The organism is Pseudoalteromonas simplex, assembly GCF_015278155.1.
GTDB lineage: Bacteria > Pseudomonadota > Gammaproteobacteria > Enterobacterales > Alteromonadaceae > Pseudoalteromonas > Pseudoalteromonas simplex.
Genome location: NZ_JADILN010000002.1, coordinates 516,292 through 536,339, shown reverse-complemented (window position 1 = coordinate 536,339; position 20,048 = coordinate 516,292). Strand labels below are relative to the sequence as shown.

The following is a 20,048-nucleotide window of genomic DNA, read 5'->3' as shown; positions in this document are numbered from 1 at the left end:
TTTACCACTTTTTCTTTGGTGCGAATAACACGTCTAAATCGTCCTGCTCTTGTTCTGCTTTCTTCTTTAGTGACGTCGCATTTGATGCTTTCAACTCAGAGCTAATCGTTTCTAAATAACCTTCAACTTCTTGTCTTTTCGAGTTTACATATTCATCGCTATAGCTAACTGAGTTAAGCGTTGCCAGTGCTTTTTCGAAATACTGTCTGGCAGAGCCCACCATATTTGCTGAGCGAGCTGAAAGCCCACGCTTAATTTGGCTTTCTACGTTGATTCGAAGTTGTAGTTTTTCAAGGCGTTTATCTTCGGCAACAAATATTTGACTCTCGATTTTACCTTTACTATGTTCAGAGCGTAGCACTGCCCTAAGTTTTTTTATTCCTTGAATTAAAGAAATAAGCTGCTTATCGTTGTCTGGTAACACTAATGAGTCGCTATTATTCGCCTCAATTGGACCCCCTAAACGCTGTTTAGCTTCATTTAAGCGACTTTTGAGTTCCTTAGAACTTGGAGAGAGTTGTACCATACTTGCAAGCGCATCATATATACGGCGCTGAATAATACGTAGAATATTCTCAGACATGGGAATATTGGCACTGTTAAGCAGCACGTCTTCTGCCTCTTCAATGATTTTCTTTTGTTTAGTTAACTCTTTGCGGCGCTCTGCTTCTTGTTTTTCTTTGTGTTGTTGCACAGCACTGACCCATAATGCGATCACAATTAATGCAACAATGAGCATGATGATGATAGAAACAATCATTACTAAATCTCAGTTTTAACTATCTAATTTTTTTATATTACCTTAAAAAGATTAGATCTGAACAGTTTTGCGGTAGTTATCTCGAATAAACTTATTAAGTTTACTACTTTATAATGAGTATAGCGCTAAACTAACATCTTTATTGAATATTTTGCGAGTAAACACGGCTACCGAGCATTAATTTAATGTGTTAGCCTTAGAAACAATCGATATAAATGTATAGCGCGATGAAATATCGCTTGGCATTGCGCTTTGCAGCCTTTATAAATAAACAATAACAACGTTTACAATGCAGCCATGAAACTACAACAACTCAGATATATAGTCGAAGTCCAAAATCATAAACTGAATGTCTCAGCGACAGCCGAAAGTTTATTTACCTCGCAACCGGGGATCTCGAAACAAGTTCGTATGCTTGAAGACGAACTGGGCGTACAGATCTTTGGCCGTAGTGGCAAACACCTTACCCATGTAACCAGTGCCGGTAACGAAATAATTAATATTTCGCGAGAGATATTGTCGAAAGTTGAAGGTATTAAAGCGGTTGCTAATGAGCATACTTTGCCTGATCAAGGCAAACTTAACATTGCGACTACTCATACTCAGGCTCGTTATGCATTACCGAATGTTATTCAAGGCTTTATGAAAAAGTACCCGGCAGTGTCTCTGCATATGCATCAAGGAACGCCACAGCAGATTTCTGATGCGGCAGCACGCGGTGATGCTGACTTTGCCATTGCGACTGAGGCACTACATTTATACTCTGATTTAGTTATGTTGCCGTGCTATCACTGGAATCGTAGTATTGTTGTGGCAAAAACACACCCGCTTGCGCAAAAGGCTGATAACTTAACAGTTGCCGATGTGGCTAAATACCCACTGATAACTTATGTGTTTGGTTTTACTGGTCGTTCTGAATTAGATAAAGCCTTCAATGCTCATGGCCTTGAGCCGCATATTGTTTTTACTGCAACGGACGCTGATGTAATTAAAACTTATGTTCGTTTAGGGCTAGGTGTGGGTGTTGTGGCGTCTATGGCGATTGATCAAATAACAGATACTGATTTAGTCTGTATTGATGCAAGTCACTTATTTGAAGCGAGCACCACTAAAATTGGTTTTCGAAAAGGCAGCTTCTTGCGTAGCTACATGTATGATTTTATTGAGCGTTTTGCCCCGCACTTAACGAAAGAGCTGGTTGAACGAGCAAGTTTATTACGTAACCAAGAAGATGTTGATAAACTCTTCGAAAACATTGAGTTACCAGTAAAATAGAGATAAGAAAGCCGCTTTAAAGCGGCTTTTTATTATGCTTAAATTAACACTCGATGATATTAACTGCTAAGCCACCGCGAGCGGTTTCTTTGTATTTCGTTTTCATATCATTACCTGTATCGAGCATGGTTTTAATGACCTTATCAAGGGTTACTTTTTGCTCTCCAGAACCACGCATAGCAAGGCGTGACGCATTGATTGCTTTAATTGAGCCCATTGCATTACGTTCAATACACGGTACTTGTACAAGACCGCCAACAGGGTCACAAGTTAGACCTAGGTTGTGCTCCATGCCGATTTCAGCGGCGTTTTCAACCTGTACAACATTACCACCCATGATTTCAGTTAGTGCACCCGCTGCCATTGAGCAAGCAACGCCCACTTCACCTTGACAACCAACTTCAGCACCCGAAATTGACGCATTCTTTTTATATAAAATACCAATTGCTGCCGCCGTTAATAAGTAACGAGTAGCAATATCACGGTCTACTTCTTTAATGAAAGTGTGATAATACATTAATACTGCTGGCAAAATACCTGCAGCACCATTGGTTGGTGCGGTAACAACACGGCCGCCGGCAGCGTTCTCTTCGTTTACTGCAAGGGCAAATAAATCAACCCAGTCCATCGCACGTAATGGGTCGTTGTTTACCTCAATATTTAATTTAAGGTGTAAACTTGGGGCACGGCGCTTTACTTTTAATCCGCCTGGTAAAATCCCTTCTGTGCGCATACCACGCTCAATACAGGCTTTCATTACTTGCCAAATATTAAACAGCTCATCCTTGATGTCTTTTTCGCTGCGCAGGGTTTTTTCGTTATGCATCATAAGTGTTGATACACTAAACCCTGATTCACGGCATAGCTCTAATAACTCTTTAGCCGTGTTAAACGGATAAGGCGCTGGGTTTTCTTCGCGAATTTCGAGTGCTTTTTGTTTTTCGTTCTCGAACTCTTCATCACTGACGATAAAGCCGCCACCGATTGAGTAATACACTTTGCTGAATAACTTTTCGCCATTTTGGCTAGCAATGATTTCCATTGCATTTGAGTGTTTTGGTAGAGTTTTACGACGATGAAATACAATCGCACCTTGCTTAGGGAAATTGGCTTTATGGCTTTGGTTTAAATAAATAACCTGCTCTTTTTCGATTTTTGCGAGGATATCGTCGACTAAATCAGCATCAATGGTTTCTGGATCATAACCGGCAAGGCCTAAGATCACAGCTTTACCAGAGCCATGGCCAATACCTGTTTGACCGAGTGAGCCAAATAGCTCAACTTTAATATCGGTGACGTTTGCAAGTAAGTTTTTTTCTTCTAGTTCGTTTACAAATAAACGCGAAGCGCGCATCGGGCCAACTGTGTGAGATGACGATGGGCCAATACCAATACTAAACATATCGAATGCACTGATCATAATTTGCTACTCATTTTTCTATTAACGGCATACTACCTGCCTTTGAACGGTGCCACATGATAACGTTTAAACGTGTCTGTGTAACCCTAAAAGCAGGATAATTAAACTGGTAGGGCGAGCTGCTTGATAAAGTTATTAATAATGCTTGCTGTTGCTCCCCAAAGCAGACCATGGGGGGTCATCAAGCCTTGCAAAGTAATGGTTTTACCATTTCGCTCAAAGGGGAGGGGTTGCCAATTTTGTTGATTACTTAAATAAGATAAGGGTAGTAAAAAACTGGCAGCAACTTCGTTGGGATCTGCTTGCCATGTTGTGCCCTCACTAAGGACACACACAAAAGGTTCAATAGTGAAACCGGTTAGAGTCGCGTATTGATGTAATTTACCGTGGACAGTCACTTGGTGTGTCGCAATATTAAGCTCTTCATTGAGCTCTCGAAGAGCGGTGTGCATTAACGTGTCATCTTGTTCTTCATATTTGCCACCCGGTAAGCAAATCTCCCCCGGGTGATGAAGTAAATAACTAGGTCGCTTGCACAATAACAAATGCGCTTCGTCGTTAACATCAAGCAGAGGTAACATTACGGCACTGGCACGCTTTTCGGCATTAAAGCGAATGCTAGCTGGGCGCTCTGTGGTTTGACTTAAACTAAAACGGGCAATTAATTGCTGACTATTCAAGGTTGTTACTTCAACGTTTACTTTAATAAAGGCAGTATTTTATTTACTTTATCGTAAGTTTCTTGGTACTCCAAGTCGACCTTTGAATCAGCCACAATGCCACCGCCAGCCCAGCAATAAATTGCACCTTTGTGACACACTAAAGTACGGATTGTGATACTGGTATCCATCTTGCCACAGGCACTCAAGTAGCCAATTGAGCCGCAGTACACACTACGACGATGCGGCTCGAGCTCTTCTATAATTTCCATAGCGCGAATCTTCGGCGCTCCGGTAATTGAACCACCCGGGAAAGCGGCATGAATTTGGTCAACGGCATCTTTGCCATCCGCTAATTCTGCGCGCACAGTACTTACTAAATGATGCACAGCCGGAAAGCTTTCAATGGCAAATAACGAGGGAACGGTGACGCTACCTGGGCGAGCCACTTTGCCTAAATCGTTGCGTAGCAGATCAACAATCATGACATTTTCTGCGCGGTCTTTTTCAGATTGTTGTAAACGGGTTGCTTGCGCTTGGTCTTGTTCAGAGTCAGCCAAACGAGGGAGGGTTCCTTTAATTGGCTTGGTTTCTATTTGGCCCTGATTAATAGCAATAAAACGCTCAGGGGAGATAGATAAAATAGCGCCATCAGGGTGATTTATATAGCTTGAAAACGGTGCTTTATTCGCTTCTCGAAGTTGTTTATAGGCTTGCCATGTTGAACCAGAAAACTCAGCTTTAAAACGCTGTGCAAGGTTGATCTGATAGCAGTCACCACTTTTTAAATAAGCTTGAATTTTCTCGAACTTTTCGCTGTAGCTGGCTTTACTCATGTTTGATTGCCAGTCGCTTTGTAGCGCGAACTCTGCACTTGCTGGTGTTTCGTTTAGGTGCTGCTGGTATAGCGCTAAGCGATTATGATTTGGCTGACAGACGTAAAACCAGCTTTGCTGTTGCTTATCATAAATAAGGGCATCTGGATAAAGGCCAATAGCCATTTGCGGCATGTTAATGTCGTTTTCGGCAGTAGTTGGCATGCTTTCAATCACGCGACCTAAATCATAACCAAAATAGCCAAGCCAACCACCTGTAAAAGGCAGGTTATTAGAGTTTGCTGTGTGATTAAATTCCTGAAGGCCTTCTTTCATCAAGCTAAAACAATCACTTGATTGTGCTTTGCCGTCGACAAAGCAGGTATTTTCACGCACTTCTAATTGCTTTAAAGGGGCAATAGCGATGATATCGAAGCGGCTATTCACATGTTCGCTATTGGCTGAATCGAGCAACACGGCATGGGGCAAATGAGCAAAATGACTAAATAGCGCGATGCAATCACCACTTAAATCTAATTTTATGCACAAATTTTCATCGTTTATCATCTACATTGCCCTGAATAACTAGCCCGAAACGGGCGAGGAGGGTATCATAAGTTAAATTTGATTGGCAGCGTTATGATTTCCTTTATAGTGATGCCATGACTAACCCGTAGAGTAAATCTTCGTCACCGGTTTACTCAGGATCACGTACAGCGCTACGCGATAAAAACTTAAGGAACCCGTAATGAGTACAATTCGTCAGCAAGACTTCATTGATAGCATTGAAGATGCATTGCAATACATTTCTTTTTATCACCCTCTCGATTTCGTACAAGCCTTAGAAAAAGCTTACAACAAAGAGCAAAGCAAAGCGGCAAAAGATGCCATTGCGCAAATTTTAATTAACTCTCGTATGTCTGCTGAAGGTAAACGTCCACTGTGCCAAGATACAGGTATCATTACTTGTTTCGTAAAAGTAGGTATGGATGTTAAGTGGGATAAAACAGACATGACTGTACAGCAAATGGTTGATGAAGGTACACGTCGCGCATACTTAAACCCAGATAACCCATTACGTGCATCAATTGTTGCAGACCCAGCTGGTACGCGTAAAAACACTAAAGACAACACACCATCAGTTGTTCATATTGACTTAGTGCCAGGCGCTGAAGTAGAAGTAATGGTGGCAGCGAAGGGCGGCGGTTCAGAAAATAAAACGAAAATGGTTATGCTTAACCCATCTGATGATGTGGCTGCATGGGTTGAGAAAACATTACCAACCATGGGGGCGGGCTGGTGTCCACCTGGCATGCTAGGTATAGGTATTGGCGGTACTGCAGAAAAAGCTGCGGTACTTGCTAAAGAATCATTAATGGATCCGGTTGATATTCACGAGCTAATTGAGCGCGGCGCTGAAACAACTGAAGAAAAAATGCGTATCGATATCTTCGAACGTGCTAATAAGTTAGGTATTGGTGCTCAAGGTCTTGGTGGTTTAACAACCGTAGTTGATGTGAAAGTTAAAACGGCACCGACTCACGCAGCATCAAAACCAGTGGTAATGATCCCGAACTGTGCAGCAACGCGTCACGTACACTTCACGTTAGATGGTTCAGGCCCAGCTGATCTTAAAGCGCCTAAACTAGAAGATTGGCCAGAAGTTACATTTGAAGTAGGTGAAGGTACACGTCGTGTTGATTTAAACACACTGACTAAAGAAGACACACAAGAGTGGAAGATGGGTGAAACGGTTCTTCTGTCTGGTACTATTTTAACGGGTCGTGATGCAGCGCATAAACGTTTACAAGATATGATCCAATCAGGTGAAGGTTTACCTGAAGGCGTTGATTTTGATAACAAGTTTATCTACTACGTTGGCCCTGTAGATGCTGTGGGTGATGAAGCGGTAGGTCCTGCTGGCCCTACAACTGCGACTCGTATGGATAAATTCACTGATATGATGTTAGAAAAAACGGGCATCATCGGTATGATTGGTAAAGCAGAGCGTGGTCCTGCTACAGTAGAATCAATCAAAAACAATAAATCTATCTACTTAATGGCAGTAGGTGGTGCAGCTTACCTTGTATCTAAAGCAATCAAGAAAGCACGTGTTGTTGCGTTCGAAGATTTAGGTATGGAAGCAATCTACGAGTTTGAAGTAGAAGATATGCCAGTAACCGTTGCTGTTGATAGTGAAGGTGCCAATGCGCATACGCAAGGCCCTGCTATTTGGAAAGCAAAAATCGAAGAACTTGATGGCAAATTAAAATAACCATCTTGAAACTCTTTTCATAAAACGGCGCACCTGCGCCGTTTTTTTTCAGCTCTGACCAGTCTCAGCTATTTCTCTAACATCTCTTTAAAAGCTGATTTTACTTGGCTTTATCAGCATAATTTTTTTGTCATTTTTTCTTTACGCTATACTTTACCTTTACGTTCACGTAATAAAGTTGGCGATGTTAATATTTTGTTTTGAATTAACAATGCTTAATTCGTACGTTGACTGGTATATTTTTTCCATAAAGTGTTAGTTTTTGAGTTGTTATTTCGGCCTGAGAACTTTGCTTAGTTTTATCATCTCATTTAGTGGTAAGGGAGCATACGAAGTGATAAAGTCTCGGCACTTTCAGCGCTCACACCCTTTAGGGTAAGAAAATTTCGGAGTATTTAACTGTGGCTGTATTTAATAAAGTCGACTTTGATAACCACGAGCAAGTGGTGTTTTGTTCAGATAAAGAATCAGGCCTAAAAGCTATTATCGCGGTTCACAATACCAAGTTAGGTCCAGCGGTTGGTGGTTGCAGAATGTGGGACTACACAACTGATGAAGATGCTGTTACTGATGCACTTCGCTTATCAAAAGGTATGACCTACAAAAATGCTGTGGCACGTTTACCATTTGGTGGCGGTAAGTCAGTGATCATCGGTAATGCTAAAGAAATTAAATCAGAGCAACTTTTCCGTGCATTTGGTCGTCAGTTAGAGCGTTTAAGTGGTAGCTACTATTCAGCTGAAGATGTAAACATCACTTGTGATGATGTGGCTATCATGAATAAAGAAACTAACTATGTATTAGGCCTTGAAGGTAAAAGTGGTAACCCTTCACCGTTCACAGCATATGGTACATTCTTAGGTATTAAAGCGGCGTTACAACATCAACGAGGTCATCAAGATCTTGCTGGTATCAAAGTAGCCGTGCAAGGCTTAGGTGCAGTAGCATATGGCCTTTGTAAACACCTACATGAAGCGGGCGCAACATTATTTGTAACAGATATCAACGAACAAGCTGTTGAGCGTGTTGTAAATGACTTCAATGCAACGGCTGTGGGTATTGATGAAATCTACGACTTAGATGTTGATGTGTATGCACCATGTGCACTTGGCGCAACGGTGAATGACACGACTATCCCGCGTTTAAAAGCAACAATTATTGCAGGTTGTGCGAATAACCAATTAGCAGAGTCTCGTCACGGTGAGATCATCCGCGAAAAAGGTATTTTATACGCACCAGATTACGTAATTAACGCAGGTGGTATCATCAACGTTTATTACGAAACTGCACCAGCAGGTTATAGTGCAGAAGCATCAACGAAGCACGTTGAAGGCATTTTTGATACGCTAACAGAAATCTTTGCTCGCTCTGAAAAAGAGCAAAAGTCGACGCATTTAATTGCCGATGAACTCGCATTAGAAATCATCGAAAACGGCTTATAATTTAGTAAATCGATAAATTTACAGGTAAAAAGGTGCGCAAGTCGCACCTTTTTTGTCTCTGTTATTTATCGCAACAAAATGACGAAGGCTAACTATCTCGGTACACTCGGTTTTTAAATCTCGAGGACGCCTAATGAAAACTCAGCCTTGTGAAATAACCCCAATCAATCTTGATACTTGGCCTCGTAAGCAGCATTTCGCTTTTTTCAAAGAATTTTCTCTGCCATATTTTAATGTATGTGTTTCACTCGATATGGCGGCTCTATATAACAAGTGCAAAGCAGAACCGTATTCGTTCTTTCACAGCTATGTTTACCTAACACTTGAAGCATGTCATGACTATGCACCAATGCGTCAACGTATTATTGATTTGTTGCCCGTACAACTGTCATCTGTAAGAGGCAGTGTGGTAGAGCTTGCAGAAGATGAAACTTTTCGTTTTAGTTATTTTGAAAAACAAGCGTCGATGGAAGATTTTTCAAAACACGCGATTGCTGTGGGTAAAACAAGTAAAGCAAAACCATTTTTCTCTGATGCATTTGCTGCAACAGAAGGGCAGCCTGATCTTATTCATATCTCAGTGCTACCATGGCTTAATTTTACCGGCTTCTCGCATGCGGTGAGTGAAGGGCATGGTCTAGGTATACCCAAGTTTGTGTTTGGCCAATATGACGTACAAACTGGCAAGATGCCGCTTTCAATCGATGTGCATCATGCTTTGATGGATGGCCTGCATGTAGCAAGATTTGTGAAAATACTGCAAGAAAAAATTACGAATTTTTGTAATTGATTCTTGCTAAATGTTATCGAAGTAAGTAAAAATTGCAACTAATGTAGTATTATCTGAAGTTAGGGATGACTTTACTTCGCATAACTACATCACTGAATAGAACGATAATAAATATCAGGGTTTTAGTTTAATGGTGCGGGTAGTTAGTTGTATTTTCCTTTTTTTATGTTTCAGCGCGGTTGCAGAATCTGCACGCCTCTCTTTAAGTGACTATTTTACAGAGACTTGGAGTACTCGCGCCGGCCTTCCTCACAATAGTATCAATGGTGTAGCGCAAACCAAAGATGGTTACATTTGGATAGCAACTTGGGAAGGGCTTGCCCGTTTTAATGGTCGCGAGTTTAAACTCTTTACTCGAACAGAAATACCTGGCTTACCTGATTCTGGCCTACGTAGCCTTATTGCAATGGAAAATGGCGATTTATATATCGTGGGTGCCCGTGGTGGCATTGCGCTTCGCTCACAAGGAGGGTGGCGCGCATTACCAAGCTCATCAGCCATGGTTAATCATGCACTTGTTACTGAACAAGGTGAGCTTTGGTTGGCACTTGAAGGGCAAGGTATTGTATACCGCGCTTCTGAAACTGCCACTGAGCAAAAACTGCTTGATAAGTTAAGTGCCTACCGCCTTTTACAAGACAAAACAGGCGTGATTTGGGCTGCGACCAGTGATGGTCTTTATCAAATAGAGAATAAGCAAGTTAGTAAGATCAATGAAGACTCAGGGCTTCCAAATGCTTCTGTGTTTACCTTGTTACTAACGGAGTCAGGCACTTTAATTGTCGGCACTGAAAAAGGGGCATGGCAAAAGAAAAATAATAAGTTTGTTGCTATTAATCCCGTCCTTAACAACGAATCAATTGCTAGTTTACTCGAAGATGCACAAGGCGATTTGTGGTTTGGCACCATCAATAAAGGGGTATTTAGACTTAGCAGTTTAGGCCTTGAAAACTTAGCGGCAGATGATGGCTTACCCAACAACCGTATTTTATCCTTATTGCTCGATCGGGAAAAAAGTATTTGGGTTGGCACGAATGCCGGGTTATTCCGCCTGCGCGAAGCACCATTTACGAATTGGAGCCAAAGTCGTGGGCTTGCATCTGATTATGTGCGTACCGTGTTATCGCATTCTGATGGCAGCTTATGGGTGGGCAGTAGTAATGGCTTAAATCGTATTGAAAATGGCAAGCTCACAACCCTTACCCAAGCCTATGAAAAAGACCCACTATCCGTTTTAAGTTTAACTGAAGATAAGCAGGGCGGAGTCTGGCTAGGCACTTATACTGCCGGTTTAATGAAAGTGGTTAATGGGCAAATTTACCCAGTAAAAAACCGCAGTAATGGCCTGATCAGTAACGAAGTTCGCGCTGTGTTGTTTGATGCTTTTGATAATCTATGGGTTGGTACCGCTGCAGGCTTAACCAAGATAGACCCTGCAGGGCAAATTCATTCGTTTACCACGGAGGATGGCCTAGCCGGTGATTTCATAATGGCACTTAATGAGGATGACCATGGTAGATTATGGGTTGGCACGGGCGTCGGTGTGTCTATTTTTGACCCAGTTACAGAGCAGTTTAAAACACTTGAGTTTCCAACGCAGTTCAGCACTGAGTATGCATTCGGCTTTTACTTAGATGGCGATAAAATGTGGCTTGCAACCGATAGAGGTCTCGTTCGTTACAATCTCAGTACAGATAAAATGAGCTTATTTGGTCGAGATCAAGGTTTACCTGTCGATAAGCTGTTCCAAGTCATTGAACAAGGTGACTCACTGTGGCTGACCAGTAATCGCGGTGTTATTCAAGTCAATAAAGCTCAGCTAGTAGCACTGCTAGATAATCCTGAAAAAGTTCAGCCAATGAGTGTTTCGATGCAGCTTTATGATGAAGGCGATGGCATGCTTAGCGCGCAAGCTAATGGTGGTTCAAACCCTGCTGCTGTACTTCATTCAGATGGACAAGTATGGGTTGCCACAGCAAAAGGCGTTGCTATTGCGACACCAGAGCGTTTAAAAGAAGCCAGTAAACGCCGACTATCGACGGTTATTGAAAGCTTCGAAGTCGATGGCAAACCCATTACTTTACCCGTTGGAAGTGAGGTGTTGAGCTTACCTGCTGGTGTTTCTCGTGTTTCGTTTAATTACGCTGGGCTTAGTTTTATCATGCCCGGGCGTTTAAACTACCAAACGCAATTAAGTGGTTACAATCAACAATGGGTAGACAGGGGGCGCTTGGCCATTACCGAATACACTAATTTACCACCGGGTAACTATACCTTTAAAGTGCGCGCTGGGTATCCAAATAGTGATTGGCAAGATAATGAACAAGTACTGCGGTTTAAAATAGCCCCTTATTTTTGGCAGAAAACCAGCTTTAAATTATTTATCTTAGTTGCAGTGCTTTTTGCTGCTTATGCCATTTATAAATACCGCTTATATCATTACAAGCGCATTGAAATTGAGTTAACTGAAAAAGTTGAACAGCAAATGCATGATTTGCAAACTCAAGCCGATGCCTTTGCTCATTTAGCGAATCATGACCAATTAACGCAATTACCGAATAGACGTGCCTTTGATATATGGCTGTCTGAAAACTTTAGTCAGTTCCAACGTGATAATAAAACGCTTAGTATTGCGATTATGGATATTGATCACTTCAAACTCATTAATGACAATTTCTCGCACTTAATTGGTGATAAAGTGATTTGTGAAATTGCTCGTTTACTGCGCATGAACTTCCCTGATGAAGGTTATGCGGCGCGTTGGGGCGGTGAAGAATTTACCCTGTTGTTTCCATACAAAAACGCTGAAGAGGCCGCAAGATTATGTGAAATTATCCGTTTAGAGATAGCGGGTTACGATTTCTCAGAATTAGCAGATAGCCTTTCTGTAACGGTAAGTTTTGGTGTGGCAGATAACGCGCAAGTTGCAGACTACGACCGCTTGCTATCACACGCCGACAACGCTTTATACAATGCGAAGAATAACGGCCGGAACCAAATTTTTATTTATAATCAAGGCTGTATTACGCTCGATTAATCAGCTTTAAAAATAAAAATGTGTGTAAACAATTGATCTTTTTTTGTTTGCACACATTAAAGTATCAAGATTGTTTTTTAGGCGATAGTAATGCTTAACCTGGTTTTGATACTTTTTTTAATAATTTTTGTTGTGTGTTACTGGCGCTGGGACGATATCCGTAATCACTTTTGGCAGAAAAAATACCTAAATAACTCCCTCAATGTTCAGCAAAAAGATCTGCTGTTAAAATATATGCCCATCTACCGAAAGATGACGGATGCCGATCGTGAAAAGCTGGAGCGTCATATCGTTTGGTTTTTAAATGAAAAACGCTTTATCGGTTGTGATGGCCTTAAGCTTAATGATGCAATGAAGCTGATTGTGGCAGCCGATGCCTGTGTTTTAGTGCTTAATAAACCATGGCCACTGTATCGTAATGTAAAAGAGATCCTGTTATATCCAAGCGCGTATTATGCCCCGCAAACTTCCCGCGATAATGCCGGACTTGTTAGTTATCACAATACGGTGCGTCAAGGTGAATCATGGCCAGGCGGAACACTGGTATTGAGTTGGCATGATGTCCTTGAGGGGAACCGTTTACCAAGCGATGGCCATAATTTAGTGTTTCATGAATTTGCCCATCAGCTCGACCAAGAAACCGGCAAAACCACGGGTACACCACTGCTTGCGAGTAATGAAGATTATCAAAAGTGGGCAAAAGTATTTAGCCGCGCCTTTAATCAACTGAAAACCCATTTAGCTTATGGCATGCCTCATGTTATCCATAGTTATGGCGCGACCAACGAGGCAGAGTTTTTTGCAGTTATTACCGAAACTTTCTTAGAAAAACCCGCTGAACTCAGGCAATTTGACCCAGAAATTTATCATTTACTGGTTGGCTTTTATCAGTTTGATCCGATTGCGTGGCATTAGTCGACTATTTACGTCTGTTTAACACGAATCACTGGAATCTTGCTATGCTATTTGGTGCAATCTTAAAAGTGTGCATATAAGCAAAACAATAAAAAGTGAGATTTCAATGAAGAAAATGCTTCATACAGCGCTCGCTGTATCTATTTCACTTGCTCTAACTGGGCAAGTGGCGGCAGCTGAGCAATCAAATGACGACAAATGGCAGGTGGACGCACCTAAAGGCCAATTCCTAGACGCTAAAATTAGTGTTGAGCAGGGCACGTGGATGAACGTAGATATTAGCCCTGATGGTAAAACAGTGGTGTTTGACCTACTCGGCGATATTTATACCATGCCAATGTCAGGTGGCACAGCAACGCAATTAACCAGTGATATTGCATGGCAAATGCAACCACGCTTTAGCCCTGATGGTAAGCACATTGCGTTTACTTCAGACCAAGGTGGTGGCGATAACATTTGGGTTATGGATTTAAATGGTGAAAACCAAAAAGCCGTAACGAACGAAACATTTCGTTTGTTAAACAGCCCAGCTTGGAGCCCAGATGGTGACTACTTAGTTGCGCGTAAGCACTTTACTGCAAGCCGCTCTCTAGGGGCTGGTGAAGTATGGCTTTACCACAAAGCGGGTGGTAAAGGTGTGCAGCTAACCGCACGTGAGAACGACCAAAAAGACTTAGGCGAGCCGATGTTCTCACCGGATGGTCGTTATGTTTATTTCTCGCATGATGCAACGCCGGGTAAAACATTCCATTACTCTAAAGATTCTGTAGCGGGTATTTATAAAATTAAACGCTATGACCGTGAAACTGGCGAGATTGAAACAATTATTGATGGCATGGGTGGGGCTATTCGACCAACACCTTCACCAGATGGTAAAAAGCTTGCGTATATTAAGCGCGATGATTTCCAAACAAGCTTGTACTTATATGATCTTCACACCGGTGAGCATACTAAGCTGTATGGCGAGCTTGAGCGTGATATGCAAGAGACATGGGCAATTCATGGCGTATACCCAACAATTGCTTGGACACCAGATAACGAACAACTGGTCTTTTGGGCGGGTGGGTCAATTCATAAGCTAGATGTGGATGATAAGTCTGTCTCGACTATTCCGTTTAAAGTGGAGACCAATAAGCAAATTCAAAAAGCCGTGCGTTTTACACAAAACATCGATAGCGATAATTTTGATGTGAAAATGCTGCGTAATGTACAAATTTCACCGGATGGTGAAACGGCTATATTTGAAGCGCTAGGCCATATTTATAAACGTGATTTAGAGTCTGGCAAAGTAAAGCGCCTGACTAAGCAAGACGACCACTTTGAATTATTCCCGCAGTTCTCTCGTGATGGTAAGAAGATTGTTTACACCACATGGGATGATAACGAACAGGGCTCAGTACGTGTAGTATCTGCGCGCAGTGGCCGTGGCGATACCATTACTAAAGAGCCGGGTAAATATGTAGAGCCAACTTTCAGCCCAGATGGCAAAACGGTTGTTTACCGTAAAGCATCTGGCGGCAGTATCCTTAACCCAACATGGTCATTAGAGCCAGGTATTTACTCAGTAAGTGCTAAAGGCGGTAAAGCGACGCTAATCACTAAATCAGGCTATCAGCCGCAATTTGGTGCAGCGAATGACCGTATTTATGTGATGAGCCCTTGGCCGAAACCAACATTAAGTGTTGTTGAGCTTGAATCAAAGCAAGTTCGTAAACTTTACGAATCAGAACATGCTACAGAGTTTAGAGTATCACCAGATGGCCAATACTTAGCGTTTGCAGAGCGTTTTAAAGTATTTGTTACGCCATTTGTTGAGCGTGGCAAAACCATTAATATTGGCCCTAAAGATAGTCAATTCCCAATTGAGCAGCTTTCTGTTCGCGCGGGTGAAAACATCAGTTGGAGTGGCACAAGCGATAAACTTTATTGGAGCTTAGGCCCAGAGTTATATCATGCAAGCCTAGCGGGTTTATTTGATATTAACCAAAATGCAGAGACTGACTTTAAAGTTAAAAGCGGTGACAACATCGGTTTTACAAAAACCATGGCGGAGCCTAAATCAATCTTTGCGTTAACTGGTGCGCGTATTATCACCATGAACGGTGAGCAGGTCATTGAAAACGGCGTTATTGTTACTGATGGTAAGCATATTAAAGCGGTTGGCAGTAAAGACAGCGTTGCTATTCCTAAAGGCGCAGAAGTAATAGATGTAACTGGCAAGACGATTATGCCGGGTATTGTTGATGCGCATGCGCATGGCTCGCAAGGCAGCGATGAGATCATTCCACAGCAAAACTGGAAGAACTTAGCGGGCTTAGCGTTAGGCGTGACAACGATTCATGATCCATCAAACGATACCACTGAGATTTTTGCTGCAAGCGAAATGCAAAAAGCAGGCATGATTGTCGGCCCTCGTATTTTCTCTACAGGTACCATCTTATATGGTGCGAATATGCCAGGTTATACATCGCATATTGACTCGTTAGAAGATGCTAAATTCCATCTTGAGCGTTTAAAGAAAGTAGGTGCGTTTAGTGTTAAATCATATAACCAACCTCGTCGTGAACAGCGCCAACAAGTTATTGAAGCAGGTCGTGAACTTGAAATGATGGTTGTGCCAGAAGGCGGTTCATTACTGCAGCATAACTTAACTATGGTAGTTGATGGTCATACGGGTATTGAACACTCAATTCCTGTTGCCAATATTTACGATGATATTCGCCAGCTTTGGTCTCAAAGCGATGTGGGTTATACGCCGACACTGGGTGTAGCTTACGGTGGTATTTGGGGTGAAAATTATTGGTACGACAAGACAGATGTGTGGAATCACCCACGCTTAAGTAAATTTGTACCAAAGAATCAGCTTTTGCCTCGCTCAATGCGTCGTGTTAAGGCGCCCGATCATCACTATAACCACTTTAACAATGCCCGTGTTGCTAAAGAGCTGCAAGACTTAGGTGTTTTAGTAAACCTTGGTGCTCACGGTCAACGTGAAGGTTTAGCGGCACATTGGGAAATTTGGATGTTTGCGCAAGGTGGTATGACACCACTTGAAGCAATTCGTGCAGCAACCTTAGATCCTGCAAAATACATTGGCCTTGATACCAACATCGGTTCTCTTGAGCCGGGTAAACTTGCCGATTTAATTGTTATTGACGGTAACCCGCTAACTAACATTCGTGATACAGATAAAATCGATTACACTATGATCAATGGTCGTTTATTTGATGCTGCAACCATGAACGAAGTGGGTGAGAAAAAACGCGAAAAGCTATATTTTGAAAAAATCTAACATAGCAAAAATCTAAACTGAAAGCGGCCATTGTGCCGCTTTTTTATTGTTTATTTATTGCTTTAAATAAGGAAACTGTTTAATTCCTACTAGTTTTGCTTGGCAGATCATGCCCTCTACCAGCGTCATTAAATAGTGGCTGTGTGAGTCGAGCTGCGAGCTTTCCATGTTTTCACACGCTGATAGACGCTGTTTAATTAACTGCTGTACTGCCATTTTATGCTCTTTGCAGGCTTGATTTATCGGGCTTGCAGGATCAGCAAACTCAGCGGCAGTGTTAATAAATAAACAGCCATTAAAATCACCTAACTCAGTCACTTCAGAGTTAAACCAAGCTTCATGGCAGCTGATCAAAGCGACTTTAAACTCTTCAACAGTGGTTAGCTTGCTGGTGGCTTGCGTTAACCAATTTAAAAATCGGGTATGGCGCTCACTAAGGCACGCGAGTAACAATTCATCTTTACTTGTGAAATGGTGGTACATGGTTTTTTTGGCGACACCCGCCGCACTAATAATTTCGTTTATCCCCACACTATGAATGCCTTTTTGATAAAAAAGTGACAGGGCGGTCAAAATAATATGTGTTCGTTTATCCATAACATGGCCTCATTGGGTGACTAATGACAGCTTGACAGAAGTAGACCGACTTGTCTACTATTTGCCAGGTAGACAAGTCGGTCTACCTATTGGAGGTTTTATGGAGAATAAAGTAAGCAAGGCGGCCATTGCGGGTATATTTGCTTGTATGGCAATTTTTGTGTTGGCCTATTTACAGCAATTAGGAAGTTTTGGTGTGTGGTTGATGGCCCCATTTGGAGCAACTGCGGTGTTGGTATTTGGTGTGCCACATAGTCCGCTTGCGAAAGCGAAGAATGTTATCGGTGGGCACTTTTTAACTGCACTAATCGGTGTCGTATTTGTAAATTATGTCGGAGTAGGGCCTGTTGAAATTGCTATAGCCACAGGGTTGGCAATTAGCCTAATGATGTTGACGGACACAGTACATCCTGCTGCAGGCGCAAACCCAATTTTGATAATGCAATCTATGCAAAGCTGGGATTTTTTAGTGATGCCTGTATTGATTGGAACCGTATTTATTGTGTTGTTTGGCCAATTTAGTCAATGGATTATAACTAGCCAAATGATCAGCCATAAAAAAACCGCTAACGAGTAGCGGTTTTTAAAATTGCTAAGTGTAATTTGATTACACAACACCACGCGGTAAACGACAATCGTGGTCTTTTTCAGCTAGGTTAACAATCCAAAGCTCTTCAGCTTTGTAACCGTCATCGTTTGCTGTAACAACAGTGAACGATGCTTTCTTAGCTGTTTTAGCCGGTGCAGCGGTTTTAGTTTTGGTTTTTTTCGCTGGTGCTTTAGGTGCTTCTTCTGCTTTAGGCTCAGCTGTTTTACCAGAAGTGAGCTCTTCAGTCAGTGCTGCAACATCAGCAAGGCGCATATTTTTGCCACCGTCGATGCTATACCAACCAGGTTTTGTTGTGATTTCAGGTTTCTTACCATTCGCTGCTTCGTATGCTGCTTCGAAGGCATTTAACACTTCTGTTTTGTCTAGTTTGCTCATCAGAGACCCTATACGTTGTAAACACAGATTAAGAATATATATTTATACCTATTTTCAGCTTACTTTTCAATTTTTTGCGATTTTCCTTCCATTTTTCACTCATAAACGCCAAAATTTGCACAAAATAGAGGGTTGAAGGACGATTTTTATATGCAACGCAAACAATTTACTCAATTATTAAACGACATTCTTAAACCTGATTCTATCGCTGACTTTTGCCCAAATGGCTTACAAGTTGAAGGTGCGAGCGAAGTAAAAAAGATAGTGACGGGTGTCACAGCTAGTCAAGCATTGATTGATGCCGCTATTGCAGAAAATGCAGATACTATTTTGGTACATCACGGCTATTTCTGGAAAGGGGAATCTCAGCCAATCACGGGCATGAAAAAGCGCCGTATTGCAGCGCTTTTAAATAATGATATTAACTTATATGGCTATCACTTACCGCTAGATATACACCCTGAAATTGGTAATAACGCGCAACTGGCTAAGTTACTTGATATTGAGTTCACAGGTGGGCTTGAATCTGGTCCAAATAGTGTGCCGGTGAAAGGGCGTTTAAAAACACCTTTAAGTGGTGAAGAGTTTACCGCTAAAATAACCCAAGTACTTAACCGTGCACCATTAGCTAGTTTGGTAAGAAAAGAGAAAATTGAAACCATCGCTTGGTGCACAGGTGGCGGACAAGGGTATATTGATTTAGCAGCTGCCCAAGGGATTGATGCTTATCTTACAGGTGAGGCTTCTGAGCAAACGATTCATAGTTCACGCGAGCAAGGTATCGACTTTTTTGCAGCTGGTCACCATGCTACTGAGCGTTATGGCATTAAAGCCTTAGGCGAGCTTTTAGCTGAGCAGCATGGTTTTGATGTGACGTTTATCGATATCGACAATCCAGTCTGATTGTTCTACAGCGCTTCTGGATCAATCCAGCGGCGCACACTCACCCAAGCACTGCCAATTTTCTCATGCGCGACTCTGGTCACTGCAACAAGTACTGCAATGTTAGGTATAAACTGCTTATACGTTGGATACTGACTAAAATCTTGAAAGTCGGTTGCCGCTGGTATCACATCAATGCCTTGTGCATTAAATAAGTCTTTCGCACGTGGCATGTGGCTCGCTGAGGTGACAAGCGCTGTTTTTTTATCGACTAAATAAATGGCAAGTCGTTTCGCTTCTTCTGCGGTATCCATAGCGAGAGGGTTTTGTTTAACTCTCGTCGCAGAAATACCCAACGCTTTTGCTGTTTCAAACATGAGCTGACTATTGGTGGTATTAGCAAAACCGCCTCCTGATACATAGAGGGTGGCATTTGGGTAGTGATAGGCAAGCTTAACACCTTCAAGTAATCGAGCAAGCGCACAATCGCCTAGCTGGTGGTTTGCTTGAAGGCGCGAGTTGGGCATTATAGAGCAGCCAAGTACCACAATATTATCGAGTTTAGGGTGTTTTGCTTGGTTAAATTGCCATGCAGGGTTATTGCTTGCAGCTATCAGTGACTGACCAACAAATGGCGTGCTTATCAGCATTAAAGTTAAAATGCTAACAAAGCCAAAATAGAGTGCTTTGCGTTTATGTGCAATGGCTAAAAATACCATCACTAAAGTAAGCAGCCCGAGCAACGGCAGGGGCATTAATAAAGAGCCAATGATCTTTTTAATTTCAAACATGTATACCCAAGCCTCCTCAAGGTACAGAATTCAGCGTTTCACAGGTGCCTTAATATCAAGGCGTTACTTTGCAAAAATGGCAGCCCCTTTTAAGAAGTAACAACGATGAGAGT

General features: G+C 42.0%; 16 protein-coding genes. 9 read left to right on the top strand and 7 right to left on the bottom strand.

Annotated elements, in window-relative coordinates:
- Position 1: 1 nt before the first annotated feature.
- On the bottom strand, positions 2-760 hold the full coding sequence (locus IRQ78_RS06255) for a hypothetical protein (RefSeq protein WP_054551619.1): 759 nt from the start codon (positions 758-760) through the stop codon (positions 2-4).
- A gap of 297 nt (positions 761-1,057) precedes the next feature.
- Here IRQ78_RS06255 and cysB point away from each other — a divergent pair, with 297 nt between their 5' ends.
- A complete protein-coding gene (cysB, locus tag IRQ78_RS06250; RefSeq protein WP_054551618.1) occupies positions 1,058-2,035 on the top strand; it encodes an HTH-type transcriptional regulator CysB in 978 nt (325 codons plus the stop codon).
- A 43-nt stretch (positions 2,036-2,078) separates the two neighbouring features.
- Here cysB and IRQ78_RS06245 read toward each other — a convergent pair whose 3' ends face one another.
- The 3 genes from IRQ78_RS06245 to pabB all read right to left on the bottom strand — a co-directional run bounded on the left by IRQ78_RS06245 (position 2,079) and on the right by pabB (position 5,496).
- On the bottom strand, positions 2,079-3,455 hold the full coding sequence (locus tag IRQ78_RS06245) for an L-serine ammonia-lyase (RefSeq protein WP_054551617.1): 1,377 nt from the start codon (positions 3,453-3,455) through the stop codon (positions 2,079-2,081).
- A gap of 101 nt (positions 3,456-3,556) precedes the next feature.
- A complete protein-coding gene (locus IRQ78_RS06240; protein WP_171043855.1) occupies positions 3,557-4,135 on the bottom strand; it encodes an NUDIX hydrolase in 579 nt (192 codons plus the stop codon).
- A gap of 17 nt (positions 4,136-4,152) precedes the next feature.
- A complete protein-coding gene (pabB, locus tag IRQ78_RS06235; RefSeq protein ID WP_054551615.1) occupies positions 4,153-5,496 on the bottom strand; it encodes an aminodeoxychorismate synthase component I in 1,344 nt (447 codons plus the stop codon).
- Between the two features lie 181 nt (positions 5,497-5,677).
- Here pabB and IRQ78_RS06230 point away from each other — a divergent pair, with 181 nt between their 5' ends.
- From IRQ78_RS06230 to IRQ78_RS06205, 6 genes are all read left to right on the top strand, one after another.
- On the top strand, positions 5,678-7,204 hold the full coding sequence (locus IRQ78_RS06230) for a fumarate hydratase (protein ID WP_054551614.1): 1,527 nt from the start codon (positions 5,678-5,680) through the stop codon (positions 7,202-7,204).
- A gap of 401 nt (positions 7,205-7,605) precedes the next feature.
- Complete coding sequence (locus IRQ78_RS06225; RefSeq protein WP_054551613.1) at positions 7,606-8,646, top strand: Leu/Phe/Val dehydrogenase; 1,041 nt, start codon at positions 7,606-7,608, stop codon at positions 8,644-8,646.
- A gap of 133 nt (positions 8,647-8,779) precedes the next feature.
- Positions 8,780-9,436, top strand: coding sequence for a CatA-like O-acetyltransferase (locus IRQ78_RS06220; RefSeq protein ID WP_054551612.1), 657 nt, complete (start codon positions 8,780-8,782; stop codon positions 9,434-9,436).
- Between the two features lie 130 nt (positions 9,437-9,566).
- Positions 9,567-12,473, top strand: coding sequence for a ligand-binding sensor domain-containing diguanylate cyclase (locus tag IRQ78_RS06215; protein WP_194441622.1), 2,907 nt, complete (start codon positions 9,567-9,569; stop codon positions 12,471-12,473).
- Between the two features lie 90 nt (positions 12,474-12,563).
- Positions 12,564-13,388 (top strand): M90 family metallopeptidase, encoded by an 825-nt coding sequence (locus IRQ78_RS06210; RefSeq protein WP_194441621.1) that lies wholly within the window; start codon positions 12,564-12,566, stop codon positions 13,386-13,388.
- Between the two features lie 106 nt (positions 13,389-13,494).
- Positions 13,495-16,680, top strand: coding sequence for an amidohydrolase family protein (locus IRQ78_RS06205; protein ID WP_054551609.1), 3,186 nt, complete (start codon positions 13,495-13,497; stop codon positions 16,678-16,680).
- Positions 16,681-16,734: 54 nt separating this feature from the next.
- Here IRQ78_RS06205 and IRQ78_RS06200 read toward each other — a convergent pair whose 3' ends face one another.
- The gene (locus IRQ78_RS06200) at positions 16,735-17,277 is read right to left on the bottom strand and encodes a TetR/AcrR family transcriptional regulator (RefSeq protein ID WP_194441620.1); all 543 of its coding nucleotides are present in this window, start codon (positions 17,275-17,277) and stop codon (positions 16,735-16,737) included.
- Positions 17,278-17,377: 100 nt separating this feature from the next.
- Between IRQ78_RS06200 and IRQ78_RS06195 the strand changes: the two genes are divergently transcribed.
- Complete coding sequence (locus IRQ78_RS06195; RefSeq protein WP_166339447.1) at positions 17,378-17,854, top strand: HPP family protein; 477 nt, start codon at positions 17,378-17,380, stop codon at positions 17,852-17,854.
- 30 nt (positions 17,855-17,884) lie between these two features.
- On the opposite strand, the gene IRQ78_RS06190 is transcribed toward IRQ78_RS06195, so the two are convergent.
- The gene (locus IRQ78_RS06190) at positions 17,885-18,262 is read right to left on the bottom strand and encodes a hypothetical protein (RefSeq protein WP_054561783.1); all 378 of its coding nucleotides are present in this window, start codon (positions 18,260-18,262) and stop codon (positions 17,885-17,887) included.
- A gap of 150 nt (positions 18,263-18,412) precedes the next feature.
- On the opposite strand from IRQ78_RS06190, the gene IRQ78_RS06185 reads away from it, so the two are divergent.
- Entirely contained in the window at positions 18,413-19,165 is a 753-nt protein-coding gene (locus tag IRQ78_RS06185) for a Nif3-like dinuclear metal center hexameric protein (protein ID WP_138619339.1), read from the top strand.
- 5 nt (positions 19,166-19,170) lie between these two features.
- Here the strand turns inward: IRQ78_RS06185 and IRQ78_RS06180 are convergent, their stop codons facing one another.
- Positions 19,171-19,935 carry a YdcF family protein gene (locus IRQ78_RS06180; RefSeq protein ID WP_194441619.1) on the bottom strand — a complete coding sequence of 255 codons (765 nt, stop codon included), beginning with the start codon at positions 19,933-19,935 and terminating at the stop codon, positions 19,171-19,173.
- Positions 19,936-20,048 lie beyond the last annotated feature (113 nt).

Coding starts and splice junctions, on each gene's coding strand:
- IRQ78_RS06255 (WP_054551619.1), bottom strand. CDS start 760: ATGATTGTTTCTATCATCATCATGCTCATTGTTGCATTAATTGTGATC.
- cysB (WP_054551618.1), top strand. CDS start 1,058: ATGAAACTACAACAACTCAGATATATAGTCGAAGTCCAAAATCATAAA.
- IRQ78_RS06245 (WP_054551617.1), bottom strand. CDS start 3,455: ATGATCAGTGCATTCGATATGTTTAGTATTGGTATTGGCCCATCGTCA.
- pabB (WP_054551615.1), bottom strand. CDS start 5,496: ATGATAAACGATGAAAATTTGTGCATAAAATTAGATTTAAGTGGTGAT.
- IRQ78_RS06230 (WP_054551614.1), top strand. CDS start 5,678: ATGAGTACAATTCGTCAGCAAGACTTCATTGATAGCATTGAAGATGCA.
- IRQ78_RS06220 (WP_054551612.1), top strand. CDS start 8,780: ATGAAAACTCAGCCTTGTGAAATAACCCCAATCAATCTTGATACTTGG.
- IRQ78_RS06215 (WP_194441622.1), top strand. CDS start 9,567: ATGGTGCGGGTAGTTAGTTGTATTTTCCTTTTTTTATGTTTCAGCGCG.
- IRQ78_RS06210 (WP_194441621.1), top strand. CDS start 12,564: ATGCTTAACCTGGTTTTGATACTTTTTTTAATAATTTTTGTTGTGTGT.
- IRQ78_RS06205 (WP_054551609.1), top strand. CDS start 13,495: ATGAAGAAAATGCTTCATACAGCGCTCGCTGTATCTATTTCACTTGCT.
- IRQ78_RS06200 (WP_194441620.1), bottom strand. CDS start 17,277: ATGGATAAACGAACACATATTATTTTGACCGCCCTGTCACTTTTTTAT.
- IRQ78_RS06195 (WP_166339447.1), top strand. CDS start 17,378: ATGGAGAATAAAGTAAGCAAGGCGGCCATTGCGGGTATATTTGCTTGT.
- IRQ78_RS06190 (WP_054561783.1), bottom strand. CDS start 18,262: ATGAGCAAACTAGACAAAACAGAAGTGTTAAATGCCTTCGAAGCAGCA.
- IRQ78_RS06185 (WP_138619339.1), top strand. CDS start 18,413: ATGCAACGCAAACAATTTACTCAATTATTAAACGACATTCTTAAACCT.
- IRQ78_RS06180 (WP_194441619.1), bottom strand. CDS start 19,935: ATGTTTGAAATTAAAAAGATCATTGGCTCTTTATTAATGCCCCTGCCG.